This is a genomic window from Enterococcus hirae ATCC 9790 (assembly GCF_000271405.2).
Lineage (GTDB): Bacteria > Bacillota > Bacilli > Lactobacillales > Enterococcaceae > Enterococcus_B > Enterococcus_B hirae.
The window spans coordinates 833,109-847,830 of sequence record NC_018081.1; the positions used below are offsets into that span (position 1 = coordinate 833,109).

Here is a 14,722-nt window from a genome sequence, read left to right on the forward strand (position 1 = left end):
TTTCACTATCAATCCATTCCTTAGAAATAGGGCTGCACCAACAACCTGGTACAGCCCCCGTTCTTTTACCGTTCGTTCAGGCGAAAAGGATTGTCCTTTTCTATTCTGCAGAGAATAAATACGGATAAACCGGTTGATCGCCTTGATGAATTTCAATTTCTAAATCTGGATGTTGTTCAACTAATTTAGCTGATAATTCTTCTGCTTGATGAACCGAACCACCTTCACCTGCTAAAATCGTCACAATTTCTGTTTCTTCAGTGATCATTTTTTCTAAGGTAGCGAATGAAGTTGCCATCATGTCAGAATCTGAGATAACGATTTTCCCGTCAATCATCCCTAAGAAATCGCCCTCAGTAATTTTCACACCATCAATGGTTGTGTCACGAATCGCATGAGTAATCTGCCCACTAACGACACTTGCAAGCATTTCTGTCATAGTCGCTTTGTTTTCTTCCAACGATACTTGATCATTAAATGAAAGCATCGCAGTTAATCCTTGAGAGATCGTTTTTGATGGTACGACCGCTACTGGGATATCTGCTACTTCAGCCGCTTGATCCGCAGCCATGAAGATATTTTTATTGTTTGGTAATACGATGACTTTATCCGCATTGACTTCCTTGATCGCTTTAACGATATCTTCCGTACTTGGGTTCATCGTTTGTCCACCACTAATGACATAGTTTGCTCCTAAACTTTCAAATAACTCTTGCACTCCTTTACCGGCTGCAATCGCTACGATCCCATAAGGTGTACGAGCTGCTTTTTGTGGCTTCGCTTGCTCATCGTGTTCTAAAATCGTTTCATGCTGTAAACGCATGTTGTCGACTTTGATTTTTACTAATGAACCAAATTTTTGTCCATAATTTAATACTTCACCTGGATTTTCGGTATGCACGTGGACCTTAATGATCTCATCATCATTAACAACCAATAATGAATCACCGATTCCATCTAAGTAATTACGAAATTCTTCATAGTCAAATTGGCTATCGACGGTTGGCCCTTCACCGATTTTTACCATGATTTCTGTACAGTAACCATAATGGATATCTTCTGTTGCTAATTGACCTTGGACACTGCGATGATGCTCAGCATTGACCATTTCATCCATTTCAGCTGGTGATGGTTCATAGACTTCTGTCATTTTGAATTCACCATTCAAGGCACTTAAGAAGCCTTCATATACAAATAGCAAACCTTGACCGCCACTATCGACGACACCGACTTCTTTTAACACTGGTAACAAATCAGGTGTTTTCGCTAAGGCACGTTTCCCACCTTTTACCACAGCCGTCATCACTTCAACAACGTCGTCACTTGTTTTAGCTTTCTTTTCTCCTGCTTTTGCAGCTTCACGGGCTACTGTCAAAATGGTTCCTTCAACAGGCTTCATGACTGCTTTATAAGCTGTCTCAACGCCATGCGTAAAAGCCGCAGCTAAATCTGCAGCGTTTAACACTGTCACATCAGGTATTTGCTTTGAAAAGCCTCGGAATAATTGAGACAAAATAACTCCTGAATTTCCTCTGGCTCCCATTAGTAGGCCTTTTGATAACATTGCTGCTAACTCGCCTACTTTTTCAGAAGTAGAATCAGCAACTGCTTTAGCTCCACTTGTCATAGATAAATTCATATTTGTACCTGTATCTCCATCAGGAACTGGGAATACATTTAACGAATTGACATATTCTGCATTTACTTGCAGACGATTCGCGCCCGCCTGAACCATTTCCTGGAATTGGCTTGCACTGATTTCTGTTACACTCACCTAGATAATCCTCCTTCAGATCGACTGCTGAATCATTCAGCAAGCCTTCTGCCTAGTCTGGCAGTACACGAACACCTTGGACGAAAACATTAACAGAATTGGCTGTTACACCTAGTAATGTCTCCAAGTTGTATTTTACTTTTTCTTGGACATTGCGAGAAACTTCTGAAATTTTTGTACCATAACTAATGATCGTATAAACATCTACTGCGATGCCATTAGCTTCTTGGCGAACAACTACTCCTCGAGAATAATTTTCTTTTCGTAGAATTTCAGTAATATTATCTTTTATTTGGTTCTTGCTGGCCATTCCTACAACACCGAACACATCTGTTGCGGCGCCACCAACAACTGTTGCAATCACATCATTGGTAATTTCAATGGTTCCAGCTGACGTTTGAATTTTTACAGCCATGAATGAGCCTCCTTAACGGGCAAAATACTCCCATTTTTCTTCTATCATATTTTATCATAGCGTCACCCGAAATAAAAGGCAGTTACCCTAAAGTACTCAAAAACCGCTGAAAATTTTAAAATTAGTCCTGTATAATTTACAATTATTCCCATGGATTGTCAATTCTTGCTATGAAAAGACACTTGCATATTACCCCTTCATATGATATGTTATTCTGGTATGAGCTGAATTATTCTATCGCTCCAAATCGAGGTAAAGGGGGAAAATTACATGGCAAAAGTTTGTTACTTTACTGGTCGCAAGACAAAAAGTGGAAACAATCGTTCTCATGCGATGAACTCAACAAAACGTACTGTTAAACCTAACTTACAAAAAGTTCGCGTTATGATCGACGGAAAACCTAAAAAAGTTTGGGTGTCAACTCGTGCTTTGAAGTCAGGAAAAGTTGCACGCGTTTAATTGAATGAAGTTTGAACCGTTCGGTGCGTGAACGGTTTTTATTTTTATTATAATGCCTTACTTTTCATAAAAGAAGTTAGTTGAAAAGCCTACAAATGATCTTGATGAACGATCATTTGTAGGCTTTTTAGGTTTTGCCAAGTCCTTAATATTAAACATGTATTCTTTTAAAAACTGGTATTTTATTATTTATAAAATCAGTTTATATAAGTTTTCTTGCCTTTTATTTTCAAAATAAACGTTATTTATTATTGTTTTTTATTTTTTTGGAAATGCCAAGTCTTTTCATGTAGTTAAAAATATGAATATGATAAACTAGAGATAACTTCATATTTCATAGAAATTTGGTGAATGAATCAATGAAAACAAAAATCAAACTTTTTTTAAAAGAAAATGGTCGTTATGCTTTTGCTAGTTTTCTGATCCCTTTTTTGATACTTGCGTTAGTTTACTTAAGTATCGGAATTTATCCAGGAAGTAGCCGAAGCATTCTTGCAAGTGATGCATTTTCTCAATTTTCAAATTTCCATGCAAGCTTTCGGAACATGTTATTAGGAAAGCAAAGTATTTTTTATACTTGGAACGCTTCATTAGGTCTGAATTATTTATCTTTAATTTCATATTACTTAGGCGGATTATTTACTCCGCTTGTTCTTTTGTTTCCTAATAATATGATGCCTGATGCTTTATATTTTCTAACTCTGCTTAAAGTTGGGTTTGCTGGATTATCTTTTTGGTTCCTTGCGCGGACGTATAAAATTCCACGTTGGGGACAAGTGGCTTTAAGTGTTAGCTATGCTTCGATCTCTTTCATTACCGCTCATTCTGAGATCATTATGTGGTTGGATGCGTTTATTTATCTTCCACTTATTATTTTGGGTATCCATCGGGTCATGGATTATAAACGACCAACATTATTATTTGTTAGTTACTTATTGCTCTTTTTATCCAGTTTTTATATGGGCTTTATGATCGGTATTTTTTCTTTTCTTTATTTTATGGCAAGGCTGTTTTCAAAATGGTCACTCTACAAAAAATCGATTGTACCTTATGGGATTACTTCCTTATTAGCTGGTGGAGCATCAATGATCATTATTCTTCCAGCAGTCTTGGATCTCCGATCAAATGGCGAAACATTAACACAGATCACTACACTAAAAACCGAAGCTACCTCATATTTGGATATCATCATGAAAAACATGATCGGTGTCTATGACACAACCAAATATGGCTCCATTCCTTTTATTTATGCTGGTTTGTTTCCATTAGTTTTATGTCTATTTTATTTTGCTAGTCGAAAAATCAACTTAAAGAACAAACTTTTGTATGGTAGTTTATTTGCTTTATTGATTGCTAGTTTCTATCTTGTACCACTCAACCTCTTTTGGCATGGTATGCATGCGCCTAATATGTTTTTGTTCCGCTATTCCTATTTGTTTTCTTTTCTCGTCCTTTTGTTAGCGGCCAAAGGATGGGAACGAATAACTAAAGAGGATCAAGGCTTACTCCTAAGTATCATCATCATTTTAGCAGCAGTTTTTGCTATCGCATGGGGACTTAAGCCTAATAATAGTTACTCTTATATTACAACGACATCGTTTGTCTTAACGATTGTTTTCTTGAGTCTTTACGCGTTAACAATTGGCTTTTTCCAGCAACCAAAACAGCCCGTTAAATACCTTAGCTTATTGTTACTGTTACTGATGACAGGAGAAGCAAGTGTCAATACGAATAGTATGATTCATGGGATATTAGACGATTGGAATTATGCTTCACGAAGCTTATATACTGATCCTGCTCCTAGCATCAAGTCACTTGTTGATCAGACAAAACAAGAATCGGATACTTTTTATCGATTAGAAAATCTTGATCCGATTTCTCCTAATGATTCCATTAACTATGGCTATAGTGGTATCAGTTTGTTTTCTTCTATTAGAAACAGGAACTCTTCTGCTTATCTAGATTCGTTAGGCTTTCGTTCAAGAGGAACAAATCTTAATATCCGCTACGCAAACAATACGTTATTGATGGATGGGTTTACAGGAATAAAATATAATATTGCTAAAAACGACAGTAGCTTTAGCAAATATGGCTTTGTGAAAGAAAGTCAGAGCGATGACTATACACTCTATAAAAATCTAAATGCTTTACCGCTAGCTTTTACAGCACCAGTAGATATTAATCACGTGGAACAACCATTAACTGACAATCTCACGAGTCAAACCAATTTGATCAATCGGCTGGCTGATTTAAATGAGCGGTATTTTACTTTCTACACACCAACTTTGAAAAGCCAACAAAACGTCACAGTAAACAAGACGTCTACCGGGGTGACTTATTCTGAAACCACGAATAACCAGCCCAAAACGCTCACTTGGGAAGTGCGTGTACCAGCAAACACACAAGCTTATCTCAGTTTGTTCCCTACTAACTATGCCCAATTAGAAAGTTCTACCGCCACGATTACTGTCAACGGTGTGTCACGAAAGACTCAGATCAGTATTTCTGGACAATATTATGATCTAGGATATTATCCTCAAGACACAACAGTTACTTTCTCTGCTAGTTTTTATGGCACAAAAGAGGTTAGCTTTATGGAACCTAAAGTTCTTGGACTTGATGTTGTTGCTTATCAAGCAGCAATGAATCAAATCAAAGAAAATGGTGTTGCTATGAAAACGACCGGCCGAACCGCCACTGGTACTGTCAACACATCCGAAGAAAGAATGCTAGTCACAACGATCCCTTATGATGCTGGCTGGTCCGCAAAAATCGATGGAAAGGCAGTCAAAGTCGAAAACTTCAAAGATGCCTTTGTAATGATCAAACTACCTGCAGGCAAACATACCGTCACTTTTAGTTACTTACCTCAAGGTTTTATCATCGGATCGATTTTGTTCGTTCTTTGTATCGGACTTTTTATCCTATATGTGTGGTATCAAAAGAAAGAGCCCAAAGTAAATAAGCGATATAAACATAGTTAATGATCCACTCAGCGCCATCATTTCTAAAATTGAAATGATGGCGCTGATTTTTACGTTGATGACTCTTGTAGTTCTGATTACTTATCTACTACCGTATTCAGTAATTTCATTATGTTCTGTTATCTTCCTTACAGGACTTGTGGAGCCTGCAATCCTTGACGTTGATTGCAGACTCGAACTTGATTCACGCCTTTTCTCCAAAAGCTCTCCTAAGCGTTGAACATCACCCTGTTGATTAGATGAACTGCCATTATTTAAATTCCCACCTCCGGAAAGAGAGGGTGAATTGTCAAGGATCCAATCGCTTATTTTTATTATTTCAACCTACAAAACATGTTCCGTCATGGCAAAACCTACCAAATAAAAAAAGACAGAAAGAAACTTTTCTTCTTTCTGTCCCAATTATTCTATCTCTCATAACCAACATCAATTTCTGATCATTCCTCAACGAAGTTAAAAAGTTAAATGTTCTGGTTTATTGATTACTTATCTGTCGTACCCAACGGCGCCCTTAGGATTATTTACCCGGCTTACAAGATTTGGAGATGCTGTAGGTCTTTCAGACTGCGAATCTATTTTGACCACCTGTGTGCCACAGTCTCCTAAAATTACTCTCAGTTCTTTTTTCTGACCATTACTCAACCTACCGTTATCTACCTTTCCATTCTCCACTTCTCCGTTATTAAACTTGCCATTATTCCCCTCTTCATTACTTAATTGTCTAGCGATTCTTTGATATATTGGGTTGTTTTGCAAGTCTCTAATATTATTCACATATGTAGATTTAGACAAAGGAACTCCACCTGTTTTTTTGGTTTGAGAGGTAAGTTGATTTAAACTGCCTGTTTTTCCTTCTTGTCCTGACTTCTCCTCACTCGGTAATATCAAAGAGGTGTTTTCTGTAAATTCTTTTTTTGCAGACTCTGCTGTTCTTTCTTGTGCTACTGGATTATTTAACTTTATTTGATTTAATACGTCAACGAATTTTCTTCTATGCTCTCCTTGATCAGAAGGTTTAGTTTCTGACGATTCCTTTGTTATTGGCACTGGTATTACTGTTGTCTGATGTATGGGCAGGTTCTTTAGGAATATGTTACCCATAGCGTTTTTAAAAATTTCTTTCTCAGTTGCTGTCATAGCCATAAACGATTTTGAACCAGTTGTTTCTCCCAATATGCTAGTTGGATTTTCCATCTTCGCACTCGATAGTACTGATGGATTATTGTTTGCCGAATTTTTTGCTGAGGCTGATGTTACTATTTTTGGCTGTATGGATGGGTTTTGTTGGAATATATTACCCATAGCATTTTTAAAATTTTCTTTCTCAGCTGCTGTCATAGCCATAAACGATTTTGAACCGGTTGTTTCTCCCAATACGCTAGTTGCATTTCCCATCTTCGCACTCGATAGTATGGATGGATTATTGTTTGCCGAATTTTTTGCTGGGTCTGGTGTTACTATTTTTGGCTGTATGGGTAGTTTTTGTTGGAATATATTACCCATAGCGTTTTTAAATTTTTTTTCTCATCTGCTGTCATAGCCATAAACGATTTTGAACCGGTTGTTTCTCCCAATATGCTAGTTGCATTTCCCATCTTCGCACTCGATAGTATTGATGGATTATTGTTTGCCGAATTTTTTGCTGGGTCTGGTGTTACTATTTTTGGCTGTATGGATGCGTTTTGTTGGAATATATTACCCATAGCGTTTTTAAAATTTTCTTTCTCATCTAGTCTCGTCTCAATAAAGGGTTTTTCCTCATGTACTTCTCCCAGTATGCTGATTAAAGTATTCTGATCTAATTTTTCATTGCTCATATCATTTATTCTCCTTTCGCTCATTAGGTTCTATTATAAAGAAAAGAATCCTCTCTTTAGCAACAACTTTTTCTTTTTTATATACTTTATGTTATTTCGATTGTTATTTTAAATAATAGTTATTTTATATTTCTATAAAATTGATCATTTAGCTACTTAGATGCTAGTAATATCTTTTTACTGTTATTATTTTTTGGAGAATTAAAACTCATAAAAAAATAAAAAAACGTTCCGTTTAGAGAAATATTTTTTCTCTAAACGAAACGTGTGAATAAAAGGTCTTTATTAATCATACACCACTTCATACAGATATAACCCTTCTGGATGAGCTGTGGGTCCTGCAGCATTTCGATCTTTTTTCGCAATGATTTCGGGTATACTATCCTCTGAAAGTCGTCCGTTCCCAATCTTCAGCAACGTACCGACAAGGATCCGAATCATCTTGTACAAGAAACCATTCCCACGAAAAGTAAATAACAACTCATCCCCGGCCTCATTGACTTCCATCTTTGCTTCATAGATCGTTCTTACTTTGTCCTCGATTGAACTTCCAGAAGCACAAAAAGAAGTGAAATCATGGGTACCTATTAAGTCAGGCAATGCTCGTTGAATTTTCGATAAATCAAGTGGATAGGGGAAATAACTTGCGTAATGCCGACGAAACGGACTGCGTGGTTTTCCAATATCGACCCGAAACTGGTAAGTTTTTTCTTTTACTAAATAGCGCGCGTGAAAATCATCTGAAACGATCTCAACGGCTTTAACTGCGATATCTTCTGACGATTGCGTATCTAATGCAAAACGCATACGTTCTAAAGGTCGTTCTTCAGGATAATCAAAATGGATCACTTGCCCCATCGCATGGACCCCTGCATCAGTACGGCCAGAACCAAAGACAGTGATCTCTTTTCCATTGGCCATTTTCTTTAGCGTTTTTTCCATTTCCTCTTGGACAGTACGACCATTTGGTTGCTTCTGAAAACCATTAAAATGGGTACCATCATAGGCAATAATTGCTTTATAACGTGTCATACTTTCACCTACTCATCAACTTCTTAAAAAGACTAATGCAATGGTCATCAAGACAAAAACAACAAGGACCATCGTATCTCGTTGATGCCAATGCAGTATGCGGTACTTTGTTCTTCCTTCACCACCTTGGTATCCTCTTGCTTCCATGGCAGTCGCTAAATCTTCTGCCCGGTTAAAACTGCTAACAAACAAAGGAATCAGTAAAGGAATAACTGCTTTCATTTTTTGGACTAGACTTCCTTCACCAAAATCAACCCCACGGGCTCGTTGTGCATTCATGATTTTCTCTGTTTCATCCATCAACGTTGGTACGAATCGTAGAGCAATCGAAAGCATCAACGAAATTTCATGCACCGGAAAGCGAACTGCTTTTAATGGGCGAAGTAAATACTCAATCGCATCAGATAATTCCAAAGGTGGAGTCGTTAATGTTAATAAGGTAGACATAAAAATGATTAGTACAAATCGGCAAAAAATAAACAGCCCATTCATTACACCGAACTCCGTAATATTGAAGATTCCCCAACTCCAGTAGGTAGCACCACCGCTAGTAAATAATACTTGGAGTGCCACTGTAAATAAAATCAACCAGATCAAAGGACGGATGCCTCGGATGAAAAATTTGAAATCTACCTTTGAGAGAAAGACAGCAAGTAAAGTGAAAACAGCTAATAACGCATAAGTCTGCCAATTATTTGCCAAAAAAATAATTCCAATAAAGTAGAAACTTGCTAATAACTTTGCTCGAGGGTCTAATCGATGGATCAAGGAATCTCCAGGCATGTATCGACCAAAAATTAATTTATTCATCATAAGGTTGTCCCCCTACTAATGCTACGAGCTGATCTGCTAATTCATCTGCAGTGATTGGAAGTTCGGAAAAAAGCGCTGTTCGACTATTCAGCTTTTCCGCAAATTCTGTCGCAGTCGGAACACCTAATTGCTTTTCTTTGAGCCAAGATAGATTTTGAAAAACTGCATGAGGTTGACCGCTATTTACAATCCTACCTTTTTCTAAGACATAAACATAATCAGCGTAATTTGCCACATCATCCATTAAATGAGTGACCAATACGATCGTGATTTTTTGTTCTTTGTGCAGTCGCCAGAACATATCCATCATTTCTTTTCGACCTTGAGGATCAAGTCCAGCCGTTGGTTCGTCTAATACTAGTACTTCCGGCTTCATAGCAAGTACACCTGCAATCGCTACTCGACGCATTTGTCCTCCTGATAATTCAAAAGGAGAACGCTCTAAGTAAGTTTCATCTAAACCAACTTGTTCTAATGTTTCTTTAGCTAAATCTCGTGCATCTTCCTCACTGACACCAAAGTTCTTTGGTCCAAAAGCAATGTCTTTTGCTACCGTTTCTTCAAATAATTGGGCTTCAGGAAACTGAAAAACAATACCTACTTTTTTACGAATGGGTTTTAAGTTTTTATTATTCGTATCGGGCTTGATTTGTCGATCGCCAATATGTACGATCCCACTGGTAGGTTTAATCAACGCATTCAAATGTTGCAGTAAGGTTGATTTCCCACTTCCAGTATGCCCGACTAAGGCTGTGTAGCTATTTTCTTTAATCATTAAATCAATATCAAATAATGCACGTTGTTCGAATGGTGTGTTTGGTTGATAGGTGAAATCTACTTTTTCAAAACGGATGTCCATAACCATTCCACCATCCTTTCTTCTGTCATATATTCACTAGGAACATCAATTCCTCGTTGCTTCAAGGCGCTTTTCAATTTTTCAGGAAAAGGAAGATCTAACCCTAAATTGATCAATTCTGGACCAGCAGAAAAGATTTGTTCTGGTGTGCCTTCATTGACTAATTCTCCTTGTTTCATCACTAATATCCGATTGGCATTTGCTGCCTCATCGATATCATGAGTGATAGATATGACGGTCAAATTACTTTCATCTTTGATTTTTTTAATCGTGGAAATCACTTCTTCACGACCTTCTGGATCAAGCATACTAGTAGCTTCATCTAAGATAATAATATCTGGACGTAGAGCTACGACTCCAGCAATGGCTACTCGTTGTTTTTGTCCACCAGAAAGTCTTGCTGGTTCACGTTTGGCAAAATCGATCATACGTACCTTTTCTAGCGCATCTTGTACACGGATCACCATTTCTTCTCTAGGTATACCTTGGTTCTCAAGACCAAAAGCAACATCATCTTCAACAGTAGATCCAACAAATTGGTTGTCTGGATTTTGGAAAACCATTCCAACCATTTGACGGATCGACCAGATATTTTCTTCATTAAGTGTTTGATTGCCAACTTTCACAATACCAGACTCTGGTAGAAGCAACCCATTGATTGTTTTTGCAAGTGTTGATTTCCCTGATCCATTATGTCCGATGATTGCGATCCACTCACCTTGCTTGATGGTAAATGAAATGTCTTTTAATGCTGGACGAGGGTCATCAGGTTGATATTTGTAATTAATCTTTCCTAATTCAATTATTGGCTCCATAATTACTCCTTCTCCATCCTAAGTTCCTACTAACACTATCAAAAAACACCTGATTTTTCAATTGTTTCCGTTTTAATTAAAGTGTTTTTTTACACCTTCAATTAGATGTCTTGACAGGTAATTGAAGGTACAAAAAAACACTTTATGATGAGTGCATACTCCCCAAACCGATAGATTTGGGGAGTAGCGCTGAGCTAGACTCGGAAGAGTTAACTTCCAACATCATAACACTCTAAAAGAATCATCTATAAAGTGATGTTATTAGTGTGATTTTAGACAAGTTCTAAGACAACCATTGGTGCACCATCACCGCGTCTTGGTTCTGTCTTCAAGATACGAGTGTAGCCACCTTGACGTTCAGCATAACGAGGTGCAATATCATTAAATAGTTTTTGTAAAGCTGATTCAATGACGATGTCCTCATTTTCTTCACGTACGCTAGCAACTTCATTACGTACAAAAGCCGCAGCTTGACGACGTGCATGTAAGTCTCCACGTTTGCCTAAAGTGATCATTTTTTCTGTAGTTGAGCGAACTTCTTTCGCACGAGCTTCAGTAGTCACAATACGTTCGTTAATTAATAAGTCAGTTGTTAAATCACGCAACATCGCTTTACGTTGGCTAGATGTGCGTCCTAGTTTACGATAACTCACGTTGGTTTCCCTCCTTCGTAAAAGGTTTTAATCTTCCTTACGTAAACCTAAACCTAAGTCGTGTAATTTAGCTTTCACTTCTTCTAATGATTTACGTCCTAAGTTACGGACTTTGATCATTTCTGGCTCAGATTTATTTGTAAGTTCTTGTACAGTATTGATTCCTGCACGTTTCAAACAATTATAAGAGCGAACAGACAAGTCTAATTCTTCAATTGTCATTTCTAACATTTTTTCTTTTTGTGTTTCTTCTTTTTCGACCATGATTTCAGCATTTTTAGCTTCATCAGTTAGGTTTACAAAGATGTCTAAATGTTCTGTCATGATTTTTGCAGATAAACTCATTGCTTCCAACGGTTCGATTGAACCATCTGTCCAAATCTCCATCGTCAATTTATCAAAATCTTCACGGTGTCCAACACGAGTGTTTTCTACTTGGTAGTTCACACGACGAACTGGCGTGTAGATTGAATCGACTGGAAGTACACCAATTGGCATATCTTCTTTTTTGTTTTCATCTGCTTGAACATAACCACGTCCTGGCTTCACTGTTAAGCGAGCGTGGAACGTAGCTCCTTCAGAGACGCTACAGATGTACATATCTTTGTTAAGAATTTCTACCTCACTATCAACGATAATATCGCCAGCAGTTACTGTAGCAGGTCCGGTAATATCGATTTCAAGGGTTTTTTCTTCTTGACCATACATTTTAAGTGCTAAGCCTTTAATGTTCAAGATGATTTGAGTGACGTCTTCTCTTACCCCTTTAATGGTAGAGAATTCATGCAGTACACCATCGATTTGAATATTAGTGATGGCAGCACCTGGCAAAGAAGATAATAAAATACGACGTAGGGAATTCCCTAAAGTAGTCCCATATCCTCTTTCAAGAGGTTCAACGATGAACTTGCCATAATCTTTTTCTTCATCAATTTTTGCGATTCTTGGTTTTTCGAACTCAATCATTCTTATCTTTACCCCTTTCAAAACGAAAAGTGTCTTGTTCAATGACGTTACTAATAGAACTCAAAATGAGCGGCACTCATTAAACACGACGGCGTTTTGGAGGGCGGGCACCATTATGAGGAACTGGAGTCACGTCACGAATTGCAGTCACTTCTAAACCTGTAGCTTGTAATGAACGAATTGCTGCTTCACGTCCAGAACCAGGTCCTTTAACTGTTACTTCAACAGTTTTTAATCCGTGTTCCATTGCTGCTTTTGTAGCTGTTTCTGCTGCCATTTGAGCGGCAAAAGGAGTTGATTTTTTGCTTCCTTTGAAGCCTAATGAACCAGCTGATGACCACGCTAATGCATTCCCGTGAGTATCAGTGATCATGATGATAGTGTTGTTGAATGTAGAATGGATATGTGCAATACCTGCTTCTATATTCTTTTTCACACGGCGTTTACGATTCACTTTTTTTGCTGCCATGAAGTTCTAACCTCCTTCACTTAAGAATTATTTTTCTTGCCAGCGATAGCGCGAGCTGGACCTTTACGAGTACGTGCATTGTTTTTCGTGTTTTGTCCACGAACAGGCAATCCACGACGATGACGGATTCCACGGTATGAACCGATTTCCATCAAACGTTTGATGTTTAAGTTCACTTCACGACGAAGGTCACCTTCAACTTTTAATTTATCTACTTCTGCACGGATAGCATCTGTTTGTTCATTCGTTAATTCACGAACACGAACATCTTCAGATACACCAGCATCAGCTAAGATTTTTTTAGCAGTAGTGTTACCAATACCATAGATATAAGTAAGAGAAACTACTACACGTTTATCACGAGGAATATCTACTCCTGCAATACGAGCCATATTTATTGCACCTCCAATTATCCTTGACGTTGTTTATGTTTTGGATTTGCTGGGCAAATCACCATAACGCGTCCTTTACGACGAATTACTTTACAATGTTCGCACATTGGTTTTACTGATGGTCTTACTTTCATGATAATACCTCCTGTAGTTTTACGGAGTACAATTATTTAAAGCGATAAGTAATACGGCCACGGTTTAAATCATACGGAGACAATTCAACCGTCACTTTGTCACCAGGTAAGATACGGATGTAATGCATACGGATTTTACCTGAAACAGTAGCAAGAACTTGGTGTCCGTTTTCTAGTTCAACTTTAAACATTGCATTCGGCAAAGTTTCGACGACTGTACCTTCGACTTCAATCATATCTTCTTTTGCCACGCACAGTACCTCCTTGTACTTGTTTCGCATTTTCACACGATAAAATGGCGGAAACTGCAGTTCCCACCTCAAAATTCTCAAAATGGATCATCTAGAGGATTTCTCTAGAAGTCGGACTGACATATTCTATCATAATTTATTGAACTTGACAAGAGTAACTGCTTAATGCAAGTCGGCTACGGGCAATCGTGCTATTTTTCAATAATTTTTTGGACATCAGTAAATACAGCATCGATTTCACGATCACCATCGATAGTGTTTAGCAAACCTTGTTCTTTGTAATAGGCCAAGATTGGTTCACTATTTTTGATGTTGATAGCCAGACGATTTTTAACCGTCTCAGGTTTATCATCTTCTCTTTGATAGAATTCATGCCCACCACAACGATCACATGTATCTTCAACTTTTGTAGGGTTAAAAATTTTATGATAAGTTGCTCCACAATTGCTGCAAATGAATCGGCCAGCTAAACGCTCAACCAATACATCTTCACCAACATGGATATCGATGACTGCATCAATTTTTTTGTCTAAGTCTTTTAACATTGCATCTAGCGCTTCTGCTTGCTCAAGTGTACGGGGAAAACCATCTAATAAGAAGCCTTTTTCCGTATCAGGTTCAGCTAAGCGCTCTTTCACGATTCCATTTGTTACTTCATCAGGAACTAATTCACCTTTATCAATATAAGACTTTGCTTCCAAGCCAAGAGCTGTTTCATTTTGCATTGCTGCACGGAACATGTCTCCTGTTGAGATGTGAGGAATATGATAAGCATCAATGATTTTTTCTGCTTGTGTTCCTTTACCTGCGCCTGGTAGCCCCATTAAAATGAGGTTCATTGTTTTCCCTCCTAATAAATGTGAGAACGTGTGTTGAGGAAAAACCTCAA

Annotated in this window: 17 protein-coding genes; 2 read left to right on the top strand and 15 right to left on the bottom strand. The window is 37.8% G+C overall.

The window, feature by feature from the left end; all coding sequences use genetic code 11:
- Nucleotides 1-100: 100 nt before the first annotated feature.
- Together EHR_RS03995 and EHR_RS04000 are read right to left on the bottom strand one after the other, a co-directional pair.
- A complete protein-coding gene (locus tag EHR_RS03995; RefSeq protein WP_010720423.1) occupies nucleotides 101-1,774 on the bottom strand; it encodes a DAK2 domain-containing protein in 1,674 nt (557 codons plus the stop codon).
- 52 nt (nucleotides 1,775-1,826) lie between these two features.
- Nucleotides 1,827-2,189, bottom strand: coding sequence for an Asp23/Gls24 family envelope stress response protein (locus tag EHR_RS04000; protein ID WP_010720424.1), 363 nt, complete (start codon nucleotides 2,187-2,189; stop codon nucleotides 1,827-1,829).
- Nucleotides 2,190-2,459: 270 nt separating this feature from the next.
- Between EHR_RS04000 and rpmB the strand changes: the two genes are divergently transcribed.
- Nucleotides 2,460-2,648 carry a 50S ribosomal protein L28 gene (gene rpmB / locus EHR_RS04005; RefSeq protein ID WP_010720425.1) on the top strand — a complete coding sequence of 63 codons (189 nt, stop codon included), beginning with the start codon at nucleotides 2,460-2,462 and terminating at the stop codon, nucleotides 2,646-2,648.
- Between the two features lie 359 nt (nucleotides 2,649-3,007).
- Complete coding sequence (locus EHR_RS04010; protein WP_010736804.1) at nucleotides 3,008-5,632, top strand: YfhO family protein; 2,625 nt, start codon at nucleotides 3,008-3,010, stop codon at nucleotides 5,630-5,632.
- Nucleotides 5,633-6,118: 486 nt separating this feature from the next.
- Here the strand turns inward: EHR_RS04010 and EHR_RS04015 are convergent, their stop codons facing one another.
- The 13 genes from EHR_RS04015 to EHR_RS04075 all read right to left on the bottom strand — a co-directional run bounded on the left by EHR_RS04015 (nucleotide 6,119) and on the right by EHR_RS04075 (nucleotide 14,672).
- On the bottom strand, nucleotides 6,119-7,027 hold the full coding sequence (locus EHR_RS04015) for a hypothetical protein (protein ID WP_133158736.1): 909 nt from the start codon (nucleotides 7,025-7,027) through the stop codon (nucleotides 6,119-6,121).
- A gap of 62 nt (nucleotides 7,028-7,089) precedes the next feature.
- The gene (locus EHR_RS04020) at nucleotides 7,090-7,449 is read right to left on the bottom strand and encodes a hypothetical protein (RefSeq protein ID WP_014834361.1); all 360 of its coding nucleotides are present in this window, start codon (nucleotides 7,447-7,449) and stop codon (nucleotides 7,090-7,092) included.
- Nucleotides 7,450-7,734: 285 nt separating this feature from the next.
- On the bottom strand, nucleotides 7,735-8,481 hold the full coding sequence (gene truA, locus EHR_RS04025) for a tRNA pseudouridine(38-40) synthase TruA (RefSeq protein ID WP_010736802.1): 747 nt from the start codon (nucleotides 8,479-8,481) through the stop codon (nucleotides 7,735-7,737).
- 15 nt (nucleotides 8,482-8,496) lie between these two features.
- Entirely contained in the window at nucleotides 8,497-9,294 is a 798-nt protein-coding gene (locus tag EHR_RS04030) for an energy-coupling factor transporter transmembrane component T family protein (protein ID WP_010720435.1), read from the bottom strand.
- The gene (locus tag EHR_RS04035; RefSeq protein ID WP_014834362.1) at nucleotides 9,284-10,153 is read right to left on the bottom strand and encodes an energy-coupling factor ABC transporter ATP-binding protein; all 870 of its coding nucleotides are present in this window, start codon (nucleotides 10,151-10,153) and stop codon (nucleotides 9,284-9,286) included. Before EHR_RS04035 ends, EHR_RS04030 begins: the two co-directional genes overlap by 11 nt.
- The gene (locus EHR_RS04040; RefSeq protein WP_010736800.1) at nucleotides 10,129-10,968 is read right to left on the bottom strand and encodes an energy-coupling factor ABC transporter ATP-binding protein; all 840 of its coding nucleotides are present in this window, start codon (nucleotides 10,966-10,968) and stop codon (nucleotides 10,129-10,131) included. Before EHR_RS04040 ends, EHR_RS04035 begins: the two co-directional genes overlap by 25 nt.
- A 272-nt stretch (nucleotides 10,969-11,240) precedes the next feature.
- Nucleotides 11,241-11,621, bottom strand: coding sequence for a 50S ribosomal protein L17 (gene rplQ, locus EHR_RS04045; protein ID WP_005880733.1), 381 nt, complete (start codon nucleotides 11,619-11,621; stop codon nucleotides 11,241-11,243).
- Between the two features lie 27 nt (nucleotides 11,622-11,648).
- Nucleotides 11,649-12,587, bottom strand: a complete 939-nt coding sequence (locus tag EHR_RS04050) for a DNA-directed RNA polymerase subunit alpha (protein ID WP_005880735.1) — start codon at nucleotides 12,585-12,587, stop codon at nucleotides 11,649-11,651.
- 79 nt (nucleotides 12,588-12,666) lie between these two features.
- Nucleotides 12,667-13,056 (bottom strand): 30S ribosomal protein S11, encoded by a 390-nt coding sequence (gene rpsK / locus EHR_RS04055; protein WP_002288714.1) that lies wholly within the window; start codon nucleotides 13,054-13,056, stop codon nucleotides 12,667-12,669.
- A 20-nt stretch (nucleotides 13,057-13,076) separates the two neighbouring features.
- Entirely contained in the window at nucleotides 13,077-13,448 is a 372-nt protein-coding gene (gene rpsM / locus EHR_RS04060; protein WP_014834363.1) for a 30S ribosomal protein S13, read from the bottom strand.
- 17 nt (nucleotides 13,449-13,465) lie between these two features.
- Nucleotides 13,466-13,582 (bottom strand): 50S ribosomal protein L36, encoded by a 117-nt coding sequence (rpmJ, locus tag EHR_RS04065; RefSeq protein WP_002288710.1) that lies wholly within the window; start codon nucleotides 13,580-13,582, stop codon nucleotides 13,466-13,468.
- Nucleotides 13,583-13,614: 32 nt separating this feature from the next.
- Nucleotides 13,615-13,833 carry a translation initiation factor IF-1 gene (gene infA, locus EHR_RS04070; protein ID WP_002288695.1) on the bottom strand — a complete coding sequence of 73 codons (219 nt, stop codon included), beginning with the start codon at nucleotides 13,831-13,833 and terminating at the stop codon, nucleotides 13,615-13,617.
- 191 nt (nucleotides 13,834-14,024) lie between these two features.
- On the bottom strand, nucleotides 14,025-14,672 hold the full coding sequence (locus tag EHR_RS04075; RefSeq protein ID WP_010720438.1) for an adenylate kinase: 648 nt from the start codon (nucleotides 14,670-14,672) through the stop codon (nucleotides 14,025-14,027).
- Nucleotides 14,673-14,722: the final 50 nt, after the last annotated feature.